General features: G+C 68.3%; 15 protein-coding genes. 5 read left to right on the plus strand and 10 right to left on the minus strand.

The genetic code is table 11. From position 1 onward, the window contains the following. Nucleotides 1-29: 29 nt before the first annotated feature. The 6 genes from ACW175_RS21675 to ACW175_RS21700 form a co-directional block, all read right to left on the minus strand. On the minus strand, nt 30-1,583 hold the full coding sequence (locus ACW175_RS21675; protein ID WP_492101996.1) for a methyl-accepting chemotaxis protein: 1,554 nt from the start codon (nt 1,581-1,583) through the stop codon (nt 30-32). Nucleotides 1,584-1,888: 305 nt separating this feature from the next. Further along, nucleotides 1,889-3,589, minus strand: a complete 1,701-nt coding sequence (locus tag ACW175_RS21680) for a response regulator (RefSeq protein WP_492101997.1) — start codon at nt 3,587-3,589, stop codon at nt 1,889-1,891. Nucleotides 3,590-3,776: 187 nt separating this feature from the next. Further along, a complete protein-coding gene (locus ACW175_RS21685; protein WP_492101998.1) occupies nt 3,777-3,989 on the minus strand; it encodes a hypothetical protein in 213 nt (70 codons plus the stop codon). 100 nt (nt 3,990-4,089) lie between these two features. After that, the gene (locus tag ACW175_RS21690; RefSeq protein ID WP_492101999.1) at nt 4,090-5,574 is read right to left on the minus strand and encodes an amidohydrolase; all 1,485 of its coding nucleotides are present in this window, start codon (nt 5,572-5,574) and stop codon (nt 4,090-4,092) included. A 117-nt stretch (nt 5,575-5,691) separates the two neighbouring features. Then, on the minus strand, nt 5,692-6,723 hold the full coding sequence (locus ACW175_RS21695) for a FecR family protein (protein ID WP_492102000.1): 1,032 nt from the start codon (nt 6,721-6,723) through the stop codon (nt 5,692-5,694). Further along, complete coding sequence (locus ACW175_RS21700) at nt 6,677-7,252, minus strand: RNA polymerase sigma factor (protein WP_492102001.1); 576 nt, start codon at nt 7,250-7,252, stop codon at nt 6,677-6,679. The genes ACW175_RS21695 and ACW175_RS21700 overlap by 47 nt, the downstream gene beginning before the upstream one ends. 284 nt (nt 7,253-7,536) lie before the next feature. Here ACW175_RS21700 and ACW175_RS21705 point away from each other — a divergent pair, with 284 nt between their 5' ends. Both ACW175_RS21705 and ACW175_RS21710 read left to right on the plus strand, forming a co-directional pair. Continuing rightward, nucleotides 7,537-10,056: a TonB-dependent receptor gene (locus ACW175_RS21705; protein WP_492102002.1), complete on the plus strand. Its 2,520-nt coding sequence runs from the start codon at nt 7,537-7,539 to the stop codon at nt 10,054-10,056. Nucleotides 10,057-10,158: 102 nt separating this feature from the next. Continuing rightward, entirely contained in the window at nt 10,159-12,468 is a 2,310-nt protein-coding gene (locus ACW175_RS21710) for a TonB-dependent receptor (RefSeq protein ID WP_492102003.1), read from the plus strand. Between the two features lie 160 nt (nt 12,469-12,628). Here ACW175_RS21710 and nagE read toward each other — a convergent pair whose 3' ends face one another. The 4 genes from nagE to ACW175_RS21730 all read right to left on the minus strand — a co-directional run bounded on the left by nagE (nt 12,629) and on the right by ACW175_RS21730 (nt 22,090). Next, nucleotides 12,629-14,386 carry an N-acetylglucosamine-specific PTS transporter subunit IIBC gene (gene nagE / locus ACW175_RS21715; protein ID WP_492102004.1) on the minus strand — a complete coding sequence of 586 codons (1,758 nt, stop codon included), beginning with the start codon at nt 14,384-14,386 and terminating at the stop codon, nt 12,629-12,631. Nucleotides 14,387-14,391: 5 nt separating this feature from the next. Beyond that, the gene (gene ptsP / locus ACW175_RS21720; RefSeq protein WP_492102005.1) at nt 14,392-16,947 is read right to left on the minus strand and encodes a phosphoenolpyruvate--protein phosphotransferase; all 2,556 of its coding nucleotides are present in this window, start codon (nt 16,945-16,947) and stop codon (nt 14,392-14,394) included. Between the two features lie 22 nt (nt 16,948-16,969). Beyond that, on the minus strand, nt 16,970-19,270 hold the full coding sequence (locus tag ACW175_RS21725) for a beta-N-acetylhexosaminidase (protein ID WP_492102006.1): 2,301 nt from the start codon (nt 19,268-19,270) through the stop codon (nt 16,970-16,972). Between the two features lie 153 nt (nt 19,271-19,423). Then, nucleotides 19,424-22,090: a TonB-dependent receptor gene (locus ACW175_RS21730; protein ID WP_492102007.1), complete on the minus strand. Its 2,667-nt coding sequence runs from the start codon at nt 22,088-22,090 to the stop codon at nt 19,424-19,426. A 266-nt stretch (nt 22,091-22,356) separates the two neighbouring features. Between ACW175_RS21730 and ACW175_RS21735 the strand changes: the two genes are divergently transcribed. Genes ACW175_RS21735 through nagA form a run of 3 tightly spaced genes read left to right on the plus strand, consistent with a single transcriptional unit; the run spans nt 22,357 to nt 25,368 of the window. Then, entirely contained in the window at nt 22,357-23,100 is a 744-nt protein-coding gene (locus ACW175_RS21735) for a GntR family transcriptional regulator (protein ID WP_492102008.1), read from the plus strand. Nucleotides 23,101-23,140: 40 nt separating this feature from the next. Next, nucleotides 23,141-24,232, plus strand: a complete 1,092-nt coding sequence (locus ACW175_RS21740) for an SIS domain-containing protein (protein WP_492102009.1) — start codon at nt 23,141-23,143, stop codon at nt 24,230-24,232. After that, entirely contained in the window at nt 24,232-25,368 is a 1,137-nt protein-coding gene (gene nagA / locus ACW175_RS21745) for an N-acetylglucosamine-6-phosphate deacetylase (RefSeq protein WP_492102010.1), read from the plus strand. The genes ACW175_RS21740 and nagA overlap by 1 nt, the downstream gene beginning before the upstream one ends. Nucleotides 25,369-25,411 lie beyond the last annotated feature (43 nt).

Below are 25,411 nucleotides of genomic sequence, written 5' to 3' on the forward strand. Positions count from 1 at the left end.
AGGCCAGACGCCTGGGCCTGAACCGAGGATCAAAACTCCTCCCAAGCCTTCGCGGCGGTCGAGGCCGCCGCTCCCGGTCTGGCGAAGGTAACGACCCGCGCCCGAGATTGGGCCACCGGATTGCGAGCGGGCGCGTGGCGGCCCGGAACGGCGACTTCCAGCCGAGGCGCGACAGGCGCGTTCCCGGTTTCGAAGCGCGCCACCAGTCGTTCCAGTTCACCGGCTTCGGATTTCAGATTGGAAGCGGCGGCCGTGGCCTGCTCCACCATGGCGGCGTTCTGCTGGGTGACCTGGTCCATCTGGTTGACGGCGGTGTTGACCTGATTGAGGCCGGTCGCCTGCTCTTGTGACGACTGGGCGATCTCCGAAACCAGGGCGTCGATCTCGGTGATCTTGCCGACGATGCCGGTCAGAGCCTTGCCCGTGTCACCGACGAGCTTCACGCCGCGCTCCACCTGGGCCGTGCTGCTGGCGATCAAGCCCTTGATCTCCTTGGCGGCGTCGGCCGACCGTTGGGCCAGGGCCCGGACTTCCTGGGCGACGACGGCGAAACCGCGCCCCGCATCGCCGGCCCTCGCCGCCTCGACACCGGCGTTGAGCGCCAGAAGATTGGTCTGGAAGGCGATCTCGTCGATCACCCCGATGATGTTGGTGATCTGCTTCGAGCTCTGCTCGATCTCGCCCATGGCGGACACCGCCTCGTTCATCACGTCGCCCGACTTGGCGGCGTCCACGGTGGCGCCGGAGGCCGCGGTGGAGGCCTGCTGGGCGCCGTTCGCGCTGCGCTTGACCGTAGCGGTGATCTCGTCGAGCGCGGCGGCGGTTTCCTCCAGGCTCGCGGCCTGCTGCTCCGTGCGCCGGGACAGGTCGTCCGAGGCGGCGGCGATTTCGTCCGACCCGGCCCGCAGGCCGCTGGTTGTCGCCGCGATGGCGTTCATCGCCCCGCGCAAGCTGTCGATCGCGGCGTTGAAGTCGTCCTTGATCTGCTGGTAGCGCCCGTTGAAGGGCGCCGCGATCCGCGCCGTCAGGTCGCCCTGGGCCAGGCGCTTGAGGCTATCAGCCAGGGCGGTGACCACCGCGTTCTGTTCTTCCGCGACAGCGAGACGCTCCGCCTCGACGACCGCGCGCTCTTCATCGGCCTTGGCGTTCAAAACCTGGAAATAATTGAACATGACGACGCTGGCGTCGGAGAACACTGACTTCATCAGGCTCAGCATCAGCTGGTCGGAATTCTTCTCGTTCCAACCCTTTTCCTTCATCAGACCCGACGCCAGACCAGCGGCATAGGCCGCGTAGGTCTTGCTGAGATAGGTCGCGAAATCCAGGCTGCTGGAAATATTTTGGGTAATGACAGCCTGTTGCTCGAAATACTCGGGAGGAAAGTTCCCCCTGGCGATGAAGGAGAACTTTCTCTTCTCGTTCTCCCAGACGTCGCGCGGCAACGCTTGCAGCGAGGGGTCAATGACGCGATAGGCGTTTAGAAGAGCGCTCTCGAGATGCTTACCAGCTCTCGTGTGAACAATTTCCCCGATGTCTCGATCCTTATCGTTCCAGGTTACGATCTTCGTTGTTATATCGGACAATTCGGAGCCCTCCCGTTTGAGTTTCAGAACGCAGCTTTCGGTAAGTATTTTACCATGTATTGGCGGCTATAATTATTATGGCGCGAAACATTTTTTACTTGATTCAACAATCAAGCCCAAATCGTTACAGGAGAATTAACTGAGAAATTATTGCCCGTTAACCTGTCGCATCCGTGCGACACCGACGAATTCGCCTATGACGTCGCGCGCGCGACGATGAGCGCGGCGTTTGAACAGACGTCCCGGAAATGACGGCTAGAGCATTTTCCGACGAGGTGGATGCCGGTTCGTCGTCAGAAAATGCTCTAGCTCGACCTGCGTGGGCAGCGTTCGACGGCGGCGACCAGGCTTCGCATGTCGATCGGCTTTTCGATGAAGCCGGTCATTCCGGCCGCGATCGCCGCGGCGCGCTCGGCCTCGGTGATCCCGGCGGTCAGGCATAGGACCGGCAGGTCGCGCAATCTGGCCTGGGCCCGGATGCGGCGGGTGGCTTCCAGGCCATCCATGACGGGCATGTTGAAATCGATCAGCACGACGTCGAACGCCTGGGTCTCAAGCAGACCGAGGGCCGATCGCCCATTCTCGGCCTCGGCGATCTGGCAGCCCAGAGGCGCCAGCATCATGACGACCACCTTGCGATTGACCGTGTAGTCGTCAACGACCAGCACCCGTTTGCTCGTCGCGGGATCGCTCGCGACGTTGCCAGCCGGGGTCTCGCGCACGGCGCACGCGAAGGTCAGGGTGACGGTGGAGCCCTTGCCGACCGCGCTCCTGACGGCCACGTCGCCGCCCATCAGATTGGCCAGTCGGCGCGTGATGCTGAGGCCCAGGCCGGTGCCGCCCGTTTGGCGCGCGGTGGCCGCGTCGCCCTGTTCGAACGGCGCGAACAGGCGCGAAAGCGTCGAAGCGTCCATGCCGACGCCCGTGTCGGACACGGTGACCTTGACCAGGAACCGTTCTGGATCGAGGGCCGGCGCACAGGACACGCGCACCAGGATCTGGCCCGCCAGGGTGAACTTCACCGCATTGGATATGAGGTTGGCCAGGCATTGACGCACCCGCAGCGGGTCGAACACCAGAGCGGGAGGCACCGAGGGATCGACGACGAGATCGATCGTGGTCCCCTTCTCGGTCGCCAGCGGCAGGTTCAGACGTACGACGCGATCACACAACGCCGCCAAGTCATCCGTGATTGGCGCGATCTCCAGCTTTCCGGCCTCGATCTTGGCCAGGTCCAGGACGTCGTTGAGCAGGGCCAGCAGCGTGCGCCCCCCCTCCTCGATCAGTTCGACCTGACCCTTGACCCCAGGCGTGAGCGGCTCGAGCGTGAGGGTCTGAGCGATGCCGAGCATGGCGTTGAGCGGCGTGCGCAACTCGTGGCTCATCAGCGCCAGGAACTCGGACTTGGCGGCGTTGGCGCGCTCGGCCTGGGCGCGCGCGGCTTCCACCGCCCGCCCCCTGCGGACATTGGTGACGGCCGCCTGCGCCGTATAGGACAGGAGCATCAGAGCCGCGATCACCAGCACCACGCGCTGCCCCGGCGGGAAGCCGTTGACCGCCAGACAAAGGGCCACGAGGATCGTCGCCGCGCCGCCCCCGACGATCAGCAACAGAAGCTTGGACCAGGAGGCGAAAGCCTGCGCGTGAACCAGAAGCGCGGCGAGCAGGCAGACCCCGGCCAGCCGGAACGCTTCCTGGCCGGAGGTCCACAGAATGACCACCAGGCTCCACCAGACGATGTTCATCCAGGCGACAGCGGCGACGTAGGCCAGACGCTGCCCCGCCGTGGTGGGCGAAGCGGTGCGTTGCGGGCGGCTCGTGATCCACACCCCCGCCTCGGCCGCGGCGGCGCCCAGGGCCCAGAGGCCGCCGATGACAGGCCCGATCTGCCAGACGCAAAGCGCCGCCGAAAGCGCCGAGATCCCCAGCCGCAGCGCCAGGGTCGGCAGGCTGCGGGCGGTCACCGAGGTCACGCCCTCGCCGAGCCAATCCGACCAATCTGACACGTGCGCCCCCGCTCACATGGACTACCCAGCCGCGCTCGCCCGCCCACGGAATTTCGTCCGAGCGGGCCAAGCGTCGACGGTCTTTGGTCCGAAGGCGGGCGTCGGCGCGTCCTCGGGCTCGCTTTCCACCTAGACCGAGCCGAGCCGTCTTGTCACCTCGCGGCGGGGCTGGTGACGAACCGAGCTTTCAGACCTTGGGCGGCGTTGCGAGTATTCGACGCGCCAGTCGCGCCTGGATCCGCTCCCAGGTCCCGAGCTTTATCGGCTCGCCCTTGCGCAGCTTGGTCCAGGTCGTCTCGCTGATGCCGTAGACGTCCGTGAGATGCTCGCGCGTGATCGCGGGCAAGACGGCCTTGAGCGCCTCGAAGCGCTCAAGGCTGATGGTGATGGTCTGAACCACGCCGAACTCCGATGGCCGCTGAAAGGTGCGCGGCCGGCGCCGCCCAGAGGAGGACTGGGTGGCGCCGGCTGCTGACGATCGCTTTGGGGGAAAGCGACCGCTACTCGCGTCCCGAGGAGGCGGGCTTGCGATAGTCCAGAGCCGGCGGTCGGTCGCCCAGCATGGCCTTGTAGGCGAAGTTGGGGCCGCGGCGCTGGTCCAGCTCGGCCTTGGCCTTCTTGACGACGTCGGGATTGGAGAAGAGATCCGCGCCCGTCAGGGCCAGGGTCTTGGCGGCGTTGACGGCGCCCTTGACGCCGATCGACGAGCCGGCGGCGGCCACGTTCTGCCAGCTGTGGCCGGCCGAGCCCGGAACGAAGGTGGCGGTGCCCAGGCCGACGGTCGGGGTGACCCAGCTGATATCCGAGACGTCGGTCGAGCCGCCGCCGCCTTCCATCTCGATCTTGTAGGGCTCGATTGTCTTGACGGTGTCGATCGACGGCGCGCCAGGCAGGCTCTCCTGCATCTTCTTGGCGAAGGCCTGCTCCTCGGGGGTCCAGGTGATGCCGCCGACCTTGCGCAGGTTGGCGTCCATGACGCGACCCAGGGTGTCGTTGGGCAGCAGGGCGTAGACGCCGCCGGTGATCTCCTTGTCGACCGTGGTGCCGGTGGCGAGGGCGGCGCCCTCGGCGGCCTTCTCGACGCGCGACCAGACGTCCTTGACCACGGCCGGGTCCGGATGGCGGACGTAGTAGTAGACCTCGGCGAAGTCCGGCACGACGTTCGGCGCGGTTCCGCCGGCGGTGATCACGTAGTGGATGCGCGTCTTGTCGGGCGTGTGCTCGCGCAGGAAGTTGGTGGCGACGTCCATGATCTCGACGCCGTCCAGCGCCGAACGACCCTTTTCCGGCGCGCCGGCGGCGTGGGCCGAGATGCCGTGGAAGCGGAACTTGCCGCTGATATTGGCCATCGACACGCCCTGGACGGCGGAGTTCACATTGGCTGGGTGCCAGTGCAGCGTGGCGTCGACGTCGTTGAACAGGCCGTCGCGGACCAGATAGACCTTGCCCGAACCGCCTTCCTCGGCGGGCGTCCCGAACACGCGCAGTTCGCCCTTGATGTTGTTCTTGACCATCCAGTCCTTGATGGCGACGGCGGCGCCGACCGAGGCGGCGCCGAACAGGTTGTGACCGCAGCCGTGGCCGGCGACCTGGCCGGGGATGCCAGTCTTCACCGGAGCGGCCGTCTGGGCCAGGCCCGGCAGGGCGTCGAACTCGGCGAGGATGGCGATGACCGGGCCGGCGCCGTTCTTGAAGCTGGCCACGAAGGCGGTGGGTTCGCCCGCGACGCCGGCCTTCACGTCGAAGCCGGCGGTCTTCAGCTGGTCTTGCAGCAGGGCCGAGCTCTTGACTTCCTGATAGCCGACCTCGGCGAAGCCCCAGATCTTCAGCGCCGCGTCCTGAATCCGCGGGGCGTCGGCGTCGACGGCCTTGAGGATCTGGGCGCGGCTGGCGTCGGTGAGCGGCGCGGCATGGACCTGGGTCGCGAGCACGCCCGTCGCCATGCTGGCGGACAGAAGGGCGAGCTTCAGAGCGGAAAGCTTCATGGAACGGTTTCCCCGGGGTGGCGAAGGACGACGCCGGACGGGCGCCCACCTATACGACGTAGGGCGGCGACCGCCCCTCACCGGGAATGTGAAAAATTTCTTTGGCTCTGTCCCGCGTCAGGCGCGGGGACGCACCAGTTCGACCCGCGCATCGTCGGCGCGACCGACGTCGGCCAGGCCATAGGTCTTGAGCGCGGCCACGAACGCGTCGATCTGGCCGGTCTTGAAGACGCCGCTGACCGGCGTGGCGCCCAGGGCCGGATCGGCCAGCGCCAGCTTGCGGTCGGAGAAGCGGTTCATCTCGGCGACGACGGCCGACAGCGGCTCGCCGTCGAACACCAGCCGGCCCTTCAGCCAGGCGGATTCCTTGGCGGTGTCGACCGCCGAGATCAGCCAGTCGGCGGAATCGACGGCCACGAAGCGCGAGCCCGCCGACATCTCGACGCGGCGTTCGCCCCCCTGTCCATTGGCGGGGGCGTCGGCGGCGATGCGCACCCGCCCCTCGACCAGAGTCACCGACAGCTTGCCCGGGTCCATGCGCACGTCGAAGGCCGTGCCGACGGCGGTCACGCGCTTGTCGCCGGCCGCGACCACGAAGGGGCGCGTGGGATCCTTGGCGACCTGGAAGAAGGCCTGGCCGCGCAGCAGCGTCAGCCGGCGCTCCCGGGCCCAATGGTTCACCCGCACGGCGGAATCGGTGCTGAGGGTCACGATCGAGTTGTCGGCGAGACGGAAGGTCGAGCGCTCGCCGACCGCCGTGCTGAAGACCGGCTCATCGGGGGCCGAAGCTGGCGACACAGCGCCGCTCAGCCAGCGCCTGCCGAACACGGCCCCGCCCACGGCGGCCACCAGGCCAGCGGCCGCCAACCCCAAGGCGCGACGGTCCAGATGCGGACGCTTGTCGCCCGCGTTCAGCGCGTCGGCGCGCAGGGCCGCGAAGGTCGGATCGCTCTCTAGAGCGGCGACGCTGTTCCAAGTGCGGTTGAGGTCGTCCCACGCGGCGGCGTTGCGGGCGTCGGCCTTCAGCCAGCGCTCGAATTCCCGCCGATCGCGTGGCGGCATGTCATCGCCTTGCCGTCGCGCGAACCACAGGGCGGCCGCGCTATCCGGGTCGTCGTGTATCTCGTTGCCCGACGTGGTCGACGTCATCTTGGTCTCGCAGACGCGCGTGCAGGTGACGCAGCGCCTTCATCACATGTTTCTCGACAGCGCTGACGGAGACCCCCAGGCGCTGGGCGACGAGCTTGTAGCTCATCTCCTCGAAGCGCACGAGAATGAAAACCCGTCGCGTGCGTTCCGGCAGCTCGTTGAGGGCCGCCATGGCGCGCGCCATCTGCTCACGTCCCTGTAAGACGCGTTCGGGCGAGACTTCATCAACGGGGTGATGAATTTCTTGCAGTTCGCAGTGATCGGACCGCCGGCGGGTGCGGTCGCGACGTCCGCGATCGATCAGGACATTGGCGGCGACCTCGAAGAGATAGCCCTCGACATTGGTGACCACCGCGCCCGGTTGGCGCTTCTGGATCCGGAGAAGAACCTCCTGCACCAGATCCTCGACATCGTTGGCGTGCGCCCGACGGGAGAAGAACGCGCGCAGCGCCGGCGTGAAGCGCGCGCCGCTGTCCGACAGGTCGCGAACCTGCTCGGGAGGTTCGGCGGGCCTGCGACCCCAGATCATTGTTTACGCCCCGACATGACAGTCAGGTGAAATCGCGGTCTCGCCTCTGTCAAGGGCGGTTCCCCCGGTGTGGCCGCGATGACGCAACCTGTGACCAGTTGCCTATTGCCTATGCAACGAGCGATCTTCCGCCGTCAGGCCGCGCCGCGAAGCACGGCGGGCCGGCGAAGTAAGGCATGGTGCGCGCCCTCGACGGCGTGACGTTCCAGGCCGCCAGGGGAGGTCGAAATTCGGTGTTGCCCAGGGTCGGAGGCTTGGAAGCGTGCGCGACACGCGGCGCCGTCTTGGCCCTGCTATTCGCCACGGCCCTGACCGCCACGGCGGTCGCCGCGCCGCGACGCCCCGACGCCGCCTTCCGCTTTGACCTGCCCGCCCAGCCGTTGGGCCAGGCGTTGAACCAGCTGGCGCTGCGTAGCGACCGCGAGATCCTGTTCTCGCCCGCCCTGACCCAGGGCAAGCGCAGCGACAGCCTGAGCGGCGTGTTCACGGCGGAAGCGGCGCTGGGGCGCCTGCTGGCCGGCTCGGGCCTGACCGTTCAGCTCGAGGGGCGCAGCTTCCTCGTGGTGCCGGCCGTCCAGCCCGCCAAGGTCCCTGCCCCCAATGCGGCGTCAGCCGCGCTACCGGATCCGCCGCCTCGGCCGGTCGAGATCGATTCGGTCGTCGTCACCGCGTTGAAGCGATCCAGCCTGATCCAGCAGACACCCATCAGCATGACCGTGGTCTCCGGCGAACCGTTGTCGCGCCTGGGTTTCTTCGACCTGGAAAAGGCCGCGCCGCTGCTACCAGGGCTGAAGCTGGCGCCCACCGCCTTCGGCCGACGCCTGGCGCTGCGCGGCGTCTATGGCGCGGGTGAAGCAACGACCGGGCTCTACTACGACGAGACGCCGATGACCGGGCCGGTCGGCACCACGTCCGATCCTGGCGTGATGGCGCCGGAGCTGGCCCTGGTCGATGTCGACCGGATCGAGCTCCTGCGCGGACCACAGGGCACGCTCTACGGCTCCGGCGCGATGGGCGGGGCGCTGCGGATCCTGTTCAAGCGGCCGGACCTTTCGCGGGACTCCGCCTCGATCGGCGCCGCGCTGTCCTCCGCCGCCCACGGCGGACTAGGCGGCGGGGCGAACGCCGCGCTGAACGCCGTCGTTATCCCCGAGACCCTGGCCGTTCGCCTGACCGCCTACGACCAGCGCCAGCCCGGCGTCGTCGACAATGTCCGGCTGGGACTTCAGGACGTCGACGCCTCCCGCGTACGGGGCGCGCGGCTGGCGGCGTTGTGGGCGCCGGGATCGCGGGTGTCGGCCCTGGTGTCGGCCACCCACCAGACCAGCCACCGCGACGACATCTCGGCCTGGAACGACACGGCCGGTCCGTGGCGGACCGTCCACGCCGCCCGCGCGCCCTTCGACGGCGACATCGACCTGGCGGCGGCGACCGTGAAATGGCGCGGCGACGCCGTGGACCTGACGGCGGTGTCGTCCTGGTACCGCTGGCGACTGACCCGCCGGTCGGACTACAGCGGCGTGCTGCTGGGCGAGCGCACCAACGCGGCGGGCTGCGTGCGGATGTTCACCCTGGCCCTGGCCTGCGACGCCACGCAGATGGCCAGCTACTCGGCCTATGTCGACAGTGTCTATCCGGCGATCCTGAACCAGCCGACGAAGCTGACCGCCCAGATCCAAGAAATCCGAGCCTCGTCCGTCGCCCAGGGTCCCCTGACCTGGACCCTCGGCGCCTATCGCGAGGTGCGTGGCGATACCATCGACAGCCAGGTCCGGCACGTGAATCCCGATACCGGCGCCCTGGCCGAACCGCCGGTGCTGATCGGTCGCCGCGACATCGAGAACCATCTCTCTCAGAGCGCCGCCTTCGGCGAGATCTCCTACGCCATCGCGCCCCAGACCGAGCTGACCCTGGGCGCGCGACGCTTCGACTACGTCAAGCGGGACCGGGGCGCTGTGCAGGTCGCCAATGTCGTGTCCGGCACCTGGGCCGACTATGCGATCAACGCGCGGACCGAGGAGCGGGGCTGGAGCCTGAAGGCCCTGGCCAGCCGCCAGTTCACGCCGGGGTTATTCGGTTATGCCCAGGTCTCGCAGGGCTTCCGTCCCGGCGGCGTCAATGTGGTGCCCGGTCTGCCCGAGACCCTGGCGATCTATCGCTCGGATCGCCTGAACAACTACGAGCTGGGCCTGAAGGCGCGAAGCGCCGACCGGCGCTTCACGGTCAATGTGGCCCTCTATCGGATCGACTGGCGGGACATGCAGTACGCCGCCCAGACCCAGAACCGCGCCTTCAACTACGTCACCAATATCGGCGCGGCGCGCATCCACGGGCTGGAGCTCGAGGCCGCCGCCCAGCGCGTGATGGGATGGACCCTGGCCGGCGCCCTGACCCTGACCGATGCGCGCCTGACCGCCGACCAGCTGACCAACACCGCGATCGGTCTGGGCCTGGAGGGAGACCGCCTGCCGGTCGTGCCCAGGAGGACGGCCTCGGCCTCGATGGAGCGTCGCTGGACCCTGCCCGGCGACCTTGTCGGCCGCCTGCGGTTCGACGGTTCCTATGCCGGGCTGGCGCGGTCGGCGTTCAACGCCGGCAACAGCGACTATCTGAAGATGGGCGGCTATGCCGTCTTCGGCGCGAGCTTCAGCCTGGAGCATCGCGCCTGGATCCTGGACCTGTCGGTCGACAACCTGCTGGACCGAGCCGGTCGCGCCACCGCCGCCCGCAACACCTCGGGTCCGGTCGAGTACTTCGGCGTGGCGCCGCGCACCCTGCGCCTGGGCGTCGAACGTCGCTTCTGAGGCGCCCCGGCCTTTTTCGCCCTCGCCGAGTGAGGGAGCGTCTCGCCCTTGCGTCTGATCCTACAGGCCGCCGTCGAGCGCGCCGACAATAGGGGATCTACAATGATGCAGTTTCGAGGCCTTCGCGCCCTGGCCCTCGGCGCCAGCGCCCTGACGAGCCTGGTCGCCGGCCAGGCGTTCGCCCAGTCGAGCGAACCCAAGGACGCCGGTACCATCGAGGAAGTGATCGTCACCGCGCTGAAGCGCTCCACCACCGTCCAGACCACCCCGATCAGCGTCAGCGCGGTCACCGAGAAGTCGCTGCAGGCGCTGGGCGCCCAGGGCATCCAGGACTATTTCCGCACGGTTCCGAACCTGCAGGTCGACGGCAACTCGCCGACCAGCCGCCGCCTGACCCTGCGCGGCGTGCGCAGCGCCGGTGAAGCCACCGTCGGCCTCTACTACGACGAAACCCCGCTGACGGGCCCTGCCGGCACGACCGCCGACGCCAGCTCGACCAGCGCCGACGTGAACCTGTTCGACGCCGAGCGCGTCGAGGTCCTGCGCGGTCCGCAAGGCACGCTGTACGGCTCGGGCTCGATGGGCGGCACCCTGCGCGTGATCCTTAACAAGCCCGACACCAGCCGCTATGCCGGCGCCGTCGAGGCCCAAGGGACCAGCACCAAGGGCGGCAGCAACGGCTACTCGGTCAAGGGCATGGTCAATGTGCCGCTGATCGAGGACAAGCTGGCCGCCCGCCTGGTGCTCTACAAGACCGAAGGCGGCGGCTATGTCGACGACGTCCTGCTCAACAAGAAGGACATCAACGACCAGCACTCGAGCGGCGGTCGCCTGATGCTGGGCTTCACGCCCACCGAGAACCTGACGATCAACGCCACTGGCCTTTACCAGAAGACCACCCTGGACGGTCAGAACAGCTGGTATCCGGCGCTGGGCAAGGAAGAGTACAAGACCAACGCCCGCGTCATCGCCCCGACCAGCGACAACCTGCGCATGTACAACCTCACGGGCAAGTGGGACCTGAGCTTCGCCACGGTCACGGCGACCTCGTCCTATTACAAGTGGACTCTGCTGCGGAATTCCGACTACAGCCCGACGCTCTCGGGCAGCCGGGCCAACGCCACCGCCTGCCGCAACTGGGTCGCCGGCGGTCCGGCCCCGACGGGCTCCACCAACCCGGCCTGTACGTCGACGCAGTTGACGGCCTTCACCGCCTATGCCGACAGCCGGATCCCCGGCGCGCTCTATCAGCCGATGGGCCTGACCTCTTGGAACCACGAGCTGCGCATGACCGGCTCGCTGTTCGACGACAAGGTCGACTGGACGGCCGGCGCCTATCTCGAAAAGCGCGAAGACTATATCGAGAGCAAGGTGGCCAAGGGCGACGCGACCACCGGTATTATCAACCCCAACGACCTGACCGCCTGGCGCCACGTCGGCACCGACACCAAGCAGACCGCTTTCTTCGGTGAAGTGTCCTACAAGCCGATCGACAAGCTGACCCTCACCGGCGGCCTGCGCCGCTTCAAGTACGACAAGACGGTCTCGGGCCAGGTCCTGATCAGCAACTTCATCACCCAGTCCTATGTGGGTCCGGCCGCCCAGGTCGACGCCGGCGCCGACGGCTGGGTCAGCAAGCTGAACGCCTCCTACCAGGTCACGTCCGACGTCATGGTCTACGCCGTGGCGGCCAAGGGCTTCCGTCCGGGCGGCGCCAACAACGTCCCCGGCCTGGCCAGCGCCCTGCTGGGCTACGCGCCCGACAGCCTGTGGAACTACGAGGGCGGCGTGAAGAGCCAGTGGTTCGATCGACGCCTGACGCTGAACGCGGCCGTCTACCAGATCGACTGGTCGAACATGCAGATCTCGGCGACCAGCGCCAACGGCGCCTTCAGCTACCTGACCAACGCCGGCAAGGCCAAGATCAAGGGCTTTGAAATCGAAGCCACGGCGCGTCCGATCTCCGGCCTGACGATCAGCGGCACCGCCGCCATCGTCGACGCCAAGTTGACGGAAGACCAGGCCAACTCGACCATCCTGATCACCGGCTCGACCGGCCTGCGCGGCGACGAGTTCCCGAACGTGGCCAAGTACAGCGGTTCGGCCGCGGTCGAATACACCTGGCCGCTGAACGGCGACCTGAACGCCCTGGTCCGGGCCGACTACGCTTATGTCGGCGAGTCCGCCTCCCAGTTCCGTCCGACCTACGTCTACTACGAGAAGCAGGGCGACTACGGCTACGCCAACCTGCGCGCCGGCGTGGAAGGCGCCGACTGGGGCGCGTACCTCTTCGTCAACAACGTGACCGACGAGGTCGGCCTGATGAGCGTGACCTCGGCGGTGAACAACAAGCAGCAGGTCGTGAGCATCAATCCGCGCACGGCGGGCTTCCAGGTCCGGAAGCGCTTCTAGAGCATTTTCCGGCGAAGTGGACACCGGTTCGTCGTCAGAAAATGCGTTAAAACAAAGGGCTAGAGCATTTCAGATATCCAGTCGGATCGGAAAATGCTCTAGCAAGAACGGGCGGGCGGACTTTCCGCCCGCCCGTCGCCTCGACGAAGCTCCCCTCTGTTTAGGGAAGCAGGCGGCGCATCGCCTCCGCGACGCGCTCGGCGTCGGGGCCGAGGACGAGGTGGACGATGTGGTCGCCGATGCGGACGAGGCCGCGGGCGCCTAGGGCCTTCAGGGTGGGTTCGTCCACCGCGCCGGGGTCGGCGACGACCAGGCGCAGGCGGCTGGAGCAGGTTCCGACGCTCGTCAGGTTGGCCGCGCCGCCGAGGGCGACGAGCAGCGCTTTGGCCCTGCGGTCGTCCTCGACGCTCGGCGGCGCCGAAGGCGCGACCTTGGCGACGGCGACGGGCTTGGCGGGAGGCGGAGCGTCCCCGATACCCCGGCTTAGGGCCGCGCGGATCTCGCCAGCGACACCGTCGGCGATGGGGCCCAGCACGACCTGCAGCGCGTTGGCGGACGGCTTGACGATCCCGCGCGCGCCCAACGCCTTGAGGGCCGGCGCATTGACCGCGCCCTGGTCGACGACGATCAGGCGCAGGCGGGTGGTGCAGGCGTCGACGCTGGTCAGGTTGGCCGCCCCGCCCAGGGCCTGGACGAAGTCCGCGCCGCGCCCGCCGCCGGTGGTGACGGTCTCGACGGCGACGGTGTCCTCGTCCTCGCGGCCTGGGGTCTTGAGGTCGAAGCGCTGGATGAAGAACCGGAACAGGCCGTAATAGACCGCGCCATAGACGAGGCCGACCGGGATCAGCAGCCACGGGTTCGTGGCCTTGCCGAAGTTCAGCACATAGTCGAACAGGCCCGCCGAGAAGGTGAAGCCCAGCTTCACGTTCAACAGGTTCATCAGCGCCATGGCCACGCCCGTCAGCACCGCGTGCACGGCGAAGAGCACCGGGGCCAGGAACATGAAGGAGAACTCGATCGGCTCGGTCACCCCGGTCAGGAACGAGGTCAGGGCCAGCGAGAACAGCATGCCGCCGACGGCCTTTTTCTTCTCCGGCCTGGCGGTGTGGTACATGGCCAGGCAGGCGGCCGGCAGGCCGAACATCATCACCGGGAAGAAGCCGCTCATGAACGCCCCGGCGCTGGGGTCGTCGGCGAAGAAGCGGCGGAGATCTCCCGTGGCGCCGTGATAGTCGCCGACCACGAACCAGGCGATGTTGTTGAGCACATGGTGCAGGCCGGTGACGATCAGGATCCGGTTGAGGAACCCGAAGACCAGCAGGCCGATCTCGCCCGAGCCGACCACGGCCCGGCTGGCGGCGTCGACCGCGCCGTTGATGCCGTCATAGCCCAGGCCGATCAGCACGGCCATGATCAGGCCGGCCAGGCCCGCGATCATCGGCACGAAGCGCCGGCCGCTGAAGAAGGCCAGATACTCCGGCAGCTTGAAGGTCGAGAAGCGGTTGTAGAACAGCCCGCCGATCACGCCCGAGAGGATGCCGATCGGGGCGCTCAGCTTGGCCAGGGCCTTGGCCTTGTAGGCCGCGCCCGCCAGCTCGGCATGAGCCTTGACGAGGTTGGCGGTGACCTCGGCCGGGACATGCAGCAGGGTCTTGGCGCCCTCGGTGGCGATCAGGAAGCAGACGACGCCCGCCAGGCCCGCCGCGCCGTTGTTCTCCCTGGCGAGGCCCACGGCGACGCCGATGGCGAACAGCAGGCCCAGGTTGGAGAAGATCGCGCCCCCGGCGGCGGCCATGAAGCCGATGTTCAGCAGGTCGGGCTGGCCCAGGCGCAGCAACAGGCCCGCCACTGGCAGCACCGCGATCGGCAGCATCAGGGCCCGGCCCAGGGGCTGGAGGATCTCGAGCGGAGACTTCATGGGCGTCAGGCTCCTGCCCCAATAGAAAGATGAGACTTCACGAGGGCCCGGACCGCCTCGGGCGAGGTCTGGTCCAGCGCCTGCCGGGCCAGGCCGCGGCAAGCCTCGCGCGAGAGGCCGCGCACGCGGGCCTTCACCTCGGGCGCGATGCTGGCCGTGGTCGACAGCTCCGTGACGCCCAGGCCCAGCAGGATCGGCGTGGCGGCGACGTCGGAGGCCAGCCCCCCGCAGACGCCGACCCAGCGCTGATGCCTGGCCGCGCCCTGGCAGGTCTGGTCGATCATCCGCAGCACCGCCGGATGCAGGGCGTCGATGCGGGCGGCCAGCTCGGGATTGCCCCGGTCCATGGCCAGCACATACTGGGTCAGATCGTTGGTGCCGATCGACAGGAAGTCGGCCTCGGCGGCGAGCAGGTCGGCGGTGACGGCGGCGGCGGGCGTCTCGATCATCACGCCCAGCTCGACCTTGTCGCTGACGCCCAGCTCGCGCTTGGCCTCCTCGAGCACCGCGCGGACGGCGCGCAGCTCGTCCAGGCTGGCGATCATCGGGACCATGATCTTGCACTGGCCAAAAGGTTGAACCCGCAGGATGGCCCGCAGCTGGGTCTTCAGCAGATGCGGCCGCCACAGGCTGACGCGCACGCCGCGCAGGCCCAGCGCCGGGTTCTCCTCGGCCGGGATCGGCAGGTACGGCGCGGCCTTGTCGCCGCCGACATCCAGCGTGCGGATGATCAGCGGCCGGCCTTCCAGCGCGTCGGCGATGGCCTGGTACTGGCGGGCCTGCTCGTCCTCGTCCGGCGGGGTGTCGCGGTCCAGGAACAGGAACTCGGTGCGGAGAAGACCGCAGCCTTCCGCGCCATTGGCGACGGCGGCCACGGCGTCGCCGACCGAGCCGGTGTTGGCGAACACCTCGATGCGGACGCCGTCCTGGGTGACGCAGGCCTCGTGGGCGGCGGCTTTCGCGGCGGCGCGGCGTTCCTGGCGCTGGGCCAGGGCGGTCTGGGCCGCTTCCAGGGCGGGCGCGTCCGGCGCGACGCGCAAGGTTCCGCCGTCGGCGTCGAGGATCAGGGCGGCGCCGTCCTTGACCTTGAGCAGCGCGCCGCCCAGGGCGACCATGGCCGGGATGCCCATGGCCGCGGCCAGGATCGCCACGTGCGAGGTCGGGCCGCCGCGCGCGGTGGCGAAGCCGGCCACGGCGCTTGGATCCACGCCCATCAGCTGCGAGGGCAGCAGTTCGTCGGCCAGCAGGATCGAGCCGGGCGCCAGGACCGCGCCTTCGTCCTCTTCGCCAGCCCCTTCCAGAACAAGGAGCGCGCGCAGCACCTGGCGCTCGAGATCCACCAGGTCGTCGACGCGTTCGGCCAGGCGGCGGTCGCCCAGACCGCGCAGGGCTTCGACATAGCCGCCGACGGCCTTACGCCAGGCAAAGCCGGCGCTCTTGCCCTCGCCGATCAGGCGGCGGGCGCCGGCGGCGAGTTCGGGGTCTTCGAGGAAGGCCAGGTGCGCGCCCAGGATCGCCTTGCGGGCCTTGTCGCCTTTGGCCGCGTTTGCCTCGATGCGAGTACGGACAACGTCGAGGGCGGCGGCCAGAGCGGCCTCCTCATGGGCGACGCCTTCGCCCTGCTCGCGCACGACGATGTCGGCGGCCGCCAGGCGCACGGCCTTGCCGATCGCCAGGCCCGGCGCGGCCAGCACGCCCTTGAGCACGCCGTCACGCGGCAATTCGGCCGGCGCCACGGGCGTCTCGGTCACGACGGGCGGGGCGCTCTGGGCGGCCACCGGACCGCCCTCGCCCATGCCGCCTTCGATCAGCTCGGCCACCGCCTGGATCGCCGCCTCGGCGTCCAGCCCCGAGGCCACGACCTGGATGGCGTCGCCATGGCGGATGGCCAGGGACATGACCCCGACGGGGCTCTTGGCGCTGGCGCGGCGGTTGACCGCCACCAGCGCGACCTCGGCCCCGAACGGGCGGGCCGTCTCGGCGATGCGGGCGGCGGGGCGGGCGTGGATGCCATGGACCAGCGGCACGACGACCTCGCGCGACACTTCACCAGTGCTGACTGGGCTGGCGGCCACCGCGCCGCCCACCGGCGACAGCTCCATCAGGAAGTCGCCGACGCTCAGCGCGCGGTCCTGGTCGCGGCGAACGATCTGGAAGGCGTCCGGATTGGTGATCACCACCGGGGTGATCAGGCTGCGGGCCTTCTGGGCCAGCAGGTCGAGGTCGAAGCCCAGCAGCCTGTCGCCGGCCTTCACGCTCTGGCCGTCCCGCACGAAGACCCTGAAGCCCTCGCCGTTCAGGGCCACGGTCTCCAAGCCCACATGCATCAGGATCTCGGCGCCATTGGCCGCGCGCAGCGTCACGGCGTGGCGGGCGCGATGCACGCTGACCACCACCGCGTCGCACGGCGCGTGCAAGGTCGAGCCAAACGGATCAATAGCCAGCCCGTCGCCCAGCATCCGCTCGGCGAACACCGCGTCCGGCGTCTCATCCAGCGGCCCGATCCAGCCGTTAAGCGGCGAGACGAGAACGAGGGGCGACGTGAGAACGAGGTTGGACACGGGCGCTACTCTTCCTCGGACTTCAGTTCGCGGGCTTCAGGGTCACGCGCTCGATCACCCAGAAGGGATCGAGGGTCTTGGACGTGAAGGTCAAGCAGAGATCGGCGTTGTCGGCGCGGGCCGGCAGCCGTGCCGTCACCGTGGACAGGCCCGCGTTCCTGGCGGCGTCGCCCAGTGGGATGGCGGCGATGCGCTCGCCCGCGCAGCCCAGCCGCACCTCCAACTCGCCGCCCGGCGTCGCCGGCGGGTGGAGCGGAATGTTGTCGCGCTCCTTGCCGACCTGGAAGTTGAACGGGATCTGGGTGATCCGCGCGGTCAACACCGCGCCCTTGTCGAGCTTGGCGCCTTCCCAGATCCAGCAGGGGTTGAAGATGTCGACATACATCATGGGCCGCTTGTCGAAGGCGGCGGGCGCGTCGTCGATCAGGGTCAGCGGGACCTTCTCGGTGCAGAGCTTCAGCTGGCCGCTGACCCGGGTGTCCAGCAGGCCGGGCGTGACGGTCCACGACCGCGCGCGTCCCAGGGCCTGGCCGCCGACGAAGGTCTGGGCCTTCAAAGTCGCGCCGCTGGCCAGCGCCAGGGCGCCGGCATAGGGCGTCGAGGCCGCCGTCGGGGCCTTGCCATCGGTGGTGTAGCGGATCTCGCCGACACCGAGGCCCGTCGAAAGCGCTAGGGCGGTCTTGCCCCCGTCCCCTTCCGACGGCGCGGCCTGCGGCTCGAACGGCACGGTGTTGGCCGCGACGCCCAGGATCTTCAGCCGGGCCATCTCTGCCGGCATCCGGCGGGCGAAGTCGTCCCAGTCCGCGGCCGCTTCCGAAGACCAGCCGCGCTCGGCCAAGGCCACGGCGCGCGGAAAGGCCATCAGCTCCAGGCGCGCATCGGTCTGCATGTGCTCGGTCCAGACATTGGCCTGGACGCCCAGGATGTGCTTGCGCTCGTCGGGGGTCAGCTGGGCCGGGGCCGGATCGAAGGCGTAGACGTCCTTCAGGCTGGAGACGTGGCCGCGACCGGTCGGCTCTTCGGCCGACCTGCTCTGGCGGTTGTCGAGATAGAGCACCGGATGCGGCGACAGCACGGTATCGTGGCCCTGCCTGGCCGCGGCGATGGCGCCGTCGATACCCCGCCAGGACATGACCGTGGCGTTGGGCGCGAGCCCGCCCTCCAAGATCTCGTCCCAGCCGATCAGGCGGCGGCCGCGCTTGTCCAGCGTCTTGCCGACCCGCTGGATGAACCAGCTCTGCAACTCGTGCTCGTCCTTGAGGCCCAGATCCTTGATCTTGGCCTGAATCTTCGGGCTGGCCTTCCACTGGTCCTTGACCGCCTCGTCGCCACCGACGTGGATGAAGGTCGAGGGGAAGATATCCATCACCTCGTTCAGCACGTCGTCGAGGAAGGCGAAGGTCGCGTCGTCGGTGTTGTAGAGCCAGGGGAACACACCCCAGTCTCCCATGTGCGAGGCGTCCGGCGCGGCCGTGCCGAGCGACGGATAGGCGACGATCGGCGCCAGGGCGTGGCCGGGTGTCTCGATCTCCGGCACCACCGTGATGTTTCGAGCGGCGGCGTAGGCGACCAGCTCGCGGGCCTGATCCTGGGTGTAGAAGCCGCCGTACTTCGGATAGGCGCGCGCCGCGCCCGGATCGGTGCGCCAGGCGCCGACCTGCGTCAGCTTTGGATACTTCTTGATCTCCAACCGCCAGCCCTGGTCGTCGACCAGATGCCAGTGAAAAGTGTTGAGCTTGTGGGCCGCCATGGCGTCGACGACCGCCTTCAGCGTGTCCAGCGACTGGTAGTGTCGAGCGCTGTCGACCATCAGGCCGCGCCAGGCGAAGCGCGGCGCGTCCTCGATCGACGCGGCGGGCAAGGCGACCTGGCCCTTGGCCGCGTCCGGCGTCGCCAGCTGCCACAGCGACATGGCCCCGTAGAACAGACCCGCGCGCTTGGCGGCGGCGATGGTCACGGACGTCGGCGAGACGTCCAGTTTGTAGGCCTCGCCCGCGGGCCCTTCGCGGGTCAGGACGACGGCGGCTTCACCGACGGCGAGCGGACCTTCCACAACGGCGGGCTTGAAGCCGCGCGAACGCTGGATCAGGTCGGCGAGCTGTCGTGCGACGCCCGTGGCCTCGACGTCGCCCTTGGCGACATGGATACGCGTGGCGCTTGAAAGCTTGAAGGCCCCCTCGGCGGGGACCGCCTTGGCAGGCGCGGGGGTCAGGGTCAGGCTGGCGGAGTCGGCCAGGGCGCTCGTCGCGAGCACGGCGGTCCCGATACTCATGGCAAGAGCGAACGCCGAAACGGCGATGGTGCGCAGCGGGGTCTTGGTCACGCGGCCTCGCGGGAAAATACGCGGCAAAAAGCGGGCGGGACAGCCAGGCTGCCCCGCCCCAGCTCCATGCTTGCAGTCAGGAGGGGTTGGATCAATCGCGCTGATGGCCGGAGGCTCCGGACGGACCCGGAGCCTCCGGCGCTGAATGTCAGCCTAGAAGCTGACGTTCAGCGTGGCCTGCAGCTTGCGGCCGGTGCGGTAGACGCCGCGCGGCAGGGCCGTGGTGTTGGCGTAGGCGTAGTACTCGCTGTCCAGCAGGTTCTGGCCCGAGACCGACATGGTGATGTTCTGGTTGATCGCGTAGCCGACCGTCGCATCCAGGGTCTTCGACGCCTTGACGAACATGTCGTCGCCGCGATCGACGCCGGTGAAGTACTTCGAGCGCCAGTTGAACGTCGCCCGGGCCGAGAACGGACCATGTTCATAGAAGGGGCTGACGTTGATCTGGTTCTTCGAGTTGTACGGCAGCGGCGCGCCGCCCTGGCCCGAGCCATCGGCGTAGGTGTAGTTGGCCAGCAGGCCGAAGCCGTAGGCGAAGTTCTGCTGATAGGCGACCGCCAGGCCCTTCACTTCGGCCGAGCCCGCGTTGAACGGACGGCTGATCTGATAGGTCGTGACCTTGCCCTGCGACTGGTTGAAGTAGGATTCCGGCTGGGTGCGCGTCAGGATGTAGTTGGAGATGTCCTTGTAGAACACTTCGGCCGACAGGATCGCTTGCGGCTGGAAGTACCACTCGGCCGAGGCGTTGACGTTGCTGGACTTGTAGGGCTCCAGCGCCGGGTTGCCGCCGCCGCCCGTCAGGATGCCGTCCGACAGCCAGAAGTAGTTGGTCATGTCGGCATAGTTCGGGCGGGCGATCACCTGGGCGGCCGCGAAGCGGAACACCAGGTCCTGGCGCGCGTCGACGATGATGTTCACGCTGGGCAGGACGTTGTCGTAGCTCTTCTTCGTCGTCGCCCAGGTCCAGTCGGCGGCGGCGTTGCAGGCCGCGCCGGGCTTGCAGACATAGCCGGCGCTGTCGACCGAGGTCTTCACGTAGCGAACACCGAAGTTACCGCGGACGTTGTCGGCCTTGAAGTTGGCCTGAGCGTACAGCGCGTCGATGTTTTCCTGGATGTTCCAGTTGCCCGCCGTGAACTCGGCGGCGGCGAAGATCGACGGCTTGGGCATGGAGGCGCCCGGAGCCAGCCACTTGCCGCTGTCGACATACGAGACCATCGACTGGCCGTCGATGCGGAAGCGGCTCGACATCTGCGTGCCCACGCCGTCGAAGCCCTTCAGGTAGTTGCTGGGCACGGTGGACGGGTTGAACAGCGAGGCCGGGGCGGCGACGCCAGTGATGGCGATGCCCGAATACTGCTGGCCGGTCTGGTGCTCACGGCGCTTGTAGCCGACCTGGACGCGCTGGATGACGCCGTCGAAGTCCTTGCCCAGGTCGATCTGGGCGTACTTCTCTTCGTCGCTGGTCGGCTTGCTGACCAGGTTGCCGCTCCAGCCCGGATCGGTCGCGAAGGCCGACGGGTTGCCCATCACATTGGTCGTGTAGGTCAGGCTGCCCGGGCTCTTGGGCGCGCCGCTGATGTCGACGGTGTAGTTGGCCCAGTTCAGGAACTCGAGGAAGACCTGGCGCTTGGTGCCGCCGTCGGCGGTCGACTTGCCGATCTCGCCGCTCACGTCCCAGCCGTCGGCCTTGTACTGGCCCTTCAGGTGGTAGGTGTCGGAGCTCAGTTCGGCTTCGCGATACTGCACGTCGAGCACGCTCAGCGCGTTGTTGAACGAGGCCTTGCTGACGACGCCGTTGTTCACCGTCAGGCCCGTCAGGGCGCCCAGGCTGTTCCAGGTGTTGCCCTGGAAGGCGTACATCGACTGGTTGGTGTTGTCGTAGTCGGCCTTGATCTTCATCCAGTTGAAGTCGAACGACAGGGCGTCGGTCGGCTTCCACTGCAGGGCCGTGGTGTAGGTGGTGCGGGTGCGGTCCTGCTCGAAGTACGAGGCGCCAAAGGCGTTCGGGCCGCGGGCCGTCAGGTTCGAGGTCAGGGTCGTGGCGCACGAGCCGGTGCAGCCCTTGGTCCGCGAGTCGACCGGGTTGTCCGGGTTGCCGCCGGCCCATTGGTTGGCCGCCATGGTGCCGTAGCTTTCGACGCCGTCGCGGCGCAGCTGGTCCTTGGCGCGCTGAACCGAGAAACTGGCCCCGAAGGTCTGGGCGTCGTTCTTCCAGCTCAGCAGCAGCGAGCCCTGGGCGTCGCCCTTCTTGGAGCGGTCGGTGTAAAGATAGCTCACCGCGCCAGCAACCAGGCCCGCCTTCAGATCCAGCGGCTTGCGGGTGTTGACGATGACCGTGCCGCCGATGCTGCCTTCGTCGATGCGCGCTTCGGGGGACTTGAAGACCTCGACCTTGCCGACGATCTGCGGGGCCAGCAGGGCGTAGTTGAACGTACGGCCCGGAGAATCCAGGATGAACCAGTCGGCCGACGCGACGGTCTGGCCGTTGAGCAGGGTGCGGTTCAGCGCCGGGTCGGTGCCGAGGATGCTGACCTTTTCACCTTGACCAAAGGCGCGGTCGACCGTGACGCCGGGAACGATGGTCAGGGCTTCGGCCACGTTGGAGCTTGGGAACTTGCCCACGTCCTCAGCGGTGACGACATCGACGATGGCGTTGGCGCGGCGTTTGGACTCTATGGATTGCAGCAGCGAGGCGCGGATGCCGGTGACGACCACCTCATCGACGGTGCTGTTGTCTTGCGCCAGAGCCGGCGCGGCGGCCATCACGGCCATGGCGCTGACCGATACGGCCATCACGGATTTGCGGAAATTAGACATAACTCGGCTTCTCCCCATTTTTGCCGGGCCTACTGGACCGGAGCCGAACCCCAAAGCCCAATATGGTACCAATTTTCCGGGAGGTTCCGCAGAAAGTGGTACTTCTCAGGCCTCAGGAGCGAACTGTGACGGAAATTTTGCGGATGACAAGGCCAAAAAGAAACCAATTGCAGACCATGACCATATTGGTATGAAAATGGTTATAGTCTATCGTGAGCGGATATCGGGGCGCCATGGTCTGCGCGGCATGGGCGGGGAGGCTGTAAATGACGTTTGCTGAACGGATCGGGCGGCTCGACGCCAAGGACGATCACGCTCCGCTCTACAAGCAGCTGCAGCGCGCCCTGCGCGAGGCCATCCAGACGAAGGTCCTGGCGCCCGACGACGCCCTGCCGGCGGAGCGGGATCTGGCCGAGGAGTTCAGCATCTCGCGCATCACCGTCCGCAAGGCGCTGGACGGCCTGGTCAGCGAAGGCCTGCTGACGCGCCGGCAGGGCGCGGGCACCTTCGTCGCCGCGCGCGTGGAAAAGAGCTTCTCCAAGCTGTCGTCCTTCACCGAGGACATGATCTCGCGCGGGCGCACGCCGCGCAGCGAGTGGATCAGCCGCGGCGAGGGCCAGGTCACGCCCGAGGAATCGCTGACCCTGGGTCTGTCGCCCGGTACGCCGGTCTATCGCTTCGCCCGGATCCGCTATGCCGACGGCGCGCCGATGGCCGTGGAATACACCACCATCGCCGCCTTCGCCCTGCCCTCCACCGAGGTGGTCGGCGTCTCGCTGTACGAGGCGCTTGAGGCTACCGGCCATAGGCCCGTGCGCGCGCTGCAACGCCTGCGCGCGGTGCTGTTCCAGGCCGAGCAGGCCGACCTGCTGGGCGTGCCCGTCAAGGACGCGGGCCTGCTGATCGAGCGACGCGGCTTCCTGAAGGACGGACGGGCCGTGGAGGTGACGCAATCCTACTATCGCGGCGATGCGTATGACTTCGTCGCCGAACTGAACGCCCTATCGTGAGCGTCAGGCCCGCTTGTCTTGAGTCCTGAGGAGTCATAGCTTGGAGGCGACCGTCTTGACCTGTCCCGAGACCCCCGCGCACGGGCGGTTGTCGCCTGAAGCCACGCGCATGTTCCTGGAAGCGGGCGAGGCCTCGGCGGTCGTGGCCGCGCAGCTGGCGGCCAATGCTGGCGCGATCGAGGCCTTGGCCGAGCGCCTGCGGGCCAATCCGCCGCGCGTGGTGGTCACCTGCGCGCGCGGCAGCAGCGATCACGCCGCCACCTTCGCCCGCTACCTGATCGAGACCAAGGCCGGGGTCCTGACCTCGTCGGCGGGCCTGTCGGTCAGCTCGGTCTATGACGCCTCGCCCAACCTCGACGGCGCGCTGGTCTTGGCCATCTCGCAGTCGGGCAAGAGCCCCGACCTGCTGGCTTCGGTGAAGGCGGCCAAGGCCGCCGGCGCCTATGCGGTGGCCCTGGTCAATGTCGTCGACTCGCCGCTGGCCCAGCTGGCCGACGCGGTGATCCCGCTGCACGCCGGTCCCGAGCTGTCGGTGGCCGCCACCAAGTCCTACATCGCCGCCCTCGCGGCCATCACCCAGCTGATCGCCGCCTGGACGCGGGACGACGAGCTGACCCAGGCGCTGTCGACCCTGCCCGACGCCCTCGCCGAGGCCTGGACCCTGGACTGGACCCCGGCCGTCGAGCGCCTGACGCCGGCCCGCAATCTCTACGTCCTGGGCCGCGGCGTCGGGTTCGCGGTCGCCCTGGAGGCGGCCCTGAAGTTCAAGGAGACCTGCGGCCTGCACGCCGAGGCCTTCAGCGCCGCCGAGGTGCTGCATGGGCCCATGGCCCTGGTCAAGGACGGCTTCCCGGTCCTGGTCTTCGCCCAGAACGACGAGAGCCGCGCCAGCGTCGACGCCATGGCCGAGGGCCTGCGCGAACGCGGCGCCACGGTCATGCTGGCCGCGCCCAACGGAACGCAAGGGGACGAGACCGGCGATGGCGTGCTGCCGACGGTGTCCAGCCACCCGGTCCTCGAGCCGATCCTGATGATCCAGAGCTTCTACCGCATGGCCAACGCCCTGTCGGTGGCGCGCGGCTACGATCCCGACAGCCCGCCCCACCTCAACAAGGTCACCGAAACCCTCTGATGCTGGCCTCGCTTGTAAATGGCCGCGTCCTGACGGAAGCCGGCGTCGTCGACGGCAAGGCCGTCCTGGTCGAGAACGGCGTGATCGCGGAGATCGTCGAGGCGGACGCGGTTCCGGCGGGCGCTGAACGGCGGGACCTCTCCGGCGGCCTGCTGGTCCCGGGCTATATCGACACCCAGGTCAATGGCGGCGGCGGGGTGCTGTTCAACGACTCGCCCACGCCCGAGGCCATCGCCGCGATCGGCGCGGCGCACCGCGCCTATGGCACGACGGGGTTCCTGCCGACCCTGATCAGCGACGACCTGTCGGTGGTCGACCGGGCCATGCGGGCGACCGAGCAGGCCATCGAACAGGGCGTTCCCGGCGTGCTGGGGATCCACATCGAGGGCCCGTTCCTCAATCCCAAGCGCAAGGGCATCCATGACGAGGGCAAGTTCCGCGTCATCGACGACGAGGCCCTGGCGCTGCTGACCTCGCTGAAGGTCGGCGAGACCCTGGTCACCCTGGCCCCGGAACGCACGACGCCGGAGATGATCCAGCGCCTGGCCGACGCCGGCGTGCGCGTCGCCGCCGGCCACACAAACGCGCTCTACAAGACCCTGCGCCAGGCGCTGGACCACGGCCTGACCGGCTTCACCCACCTGTTCAACGCCATGTCGCCGCTGACCAGCCGCGAGCCGGGCGCGGTGGGCGCGGCGCTGGAGAGCCAAACGGCCTGGGCCGGCATCATCGTCGACGGCCGCCACGTCGATCCGGCGACCTTGAGGATCGCCCTGCGCACCCGGCCGCTGGACCGCTTCATGCTGGTGACCGACGCCATGCCGACCGTGGGCATGGCCGACAAGCGCTTCACCCTGCAGGGCCGCGAGATCGTCGTGCGCGACGGCGTCTGCGTCGACGACCACGGCACCCTGGCCGGCTCTGACCTCGACATGGCCGGCGCGGTGCGCAACGCCGTGGCCATGCTGGGCGTCAGCCCGGAAGACGCGGTGACCATGGCCTCGGCCGCCCCCGCCGCCTTCCTGGGCCTGGCCGCCCAGCGCGGCAAGATCGCACGAGGCTACGCGGCGGACTTCTGCCTGCTGGACGAGCGGCTGAACGTCACGGCCACCTGGATCGATGGGATCGCGCGTTAGCGCTCGGCCGCCAACGGAAAAAAGAAAAGGGCGCCGACCTCGC

This window comes from Caulobacter sp. FV1ye6ST (assembly GCF_058681225.1).

Coding starts and splice junctions, on each gene's coding strand:
- ACW175_RS21690 (WP_492101999.1), bottom strand. CDS start 5,574: ATGAAGCTTTCCGCTCTGAAGCTCGCCCTTCTGTCCGCCAGCATGGCG.
- ACW175_RS21695 (WP_492102000.1), bottom strand. CDS start 6,723: ATGACGTCGACCACGTCGGGCAACGAGATACACGACGACCCGGATAGC.
- ACW175_RS21700 (WP_492102001.1), bottom strand. CDS start 7,252: ATGATCTGGGGTCGCAGGCCCGCCGAACCTCCCGAGCAGGTTCGCGAC.
- ACW175_RS21710 (WP_492102003.1), top strand. CDS start 10,159: ATGATGCAGTTTCGAGGCCTTCGCGCCCTGGCCCTCGGCGCCAGCGCC.
- nagE (WP_492102004.1), bottom strand. CDS start 14,386: ATGAAGTCTCCGCTCGAGATCCTCCAGCCCCTGGGCCGGGCCCTGATG.
- ACW175_RS21730 (WP_492102007.1), bottom strand. CDS start 22,090: ATGTCTAATTTCCGCAAATCCGTGATGGCCGTATCGGTCAGCGCCATG.
- ACW175_RS21735 (WP_492102008.1), top strand. CDS start 22,357: ATGACGTTTGCTGAACGGATCGGGCGGCTCGACGCCAAGGACGATCAC.
- nagA (WP_492102010.1), top strand. CDS start 24,232: ATGCTGGCCTCGCTTGTAAATGGCCGCGTCCTGACGGAAGCCGGCGTC.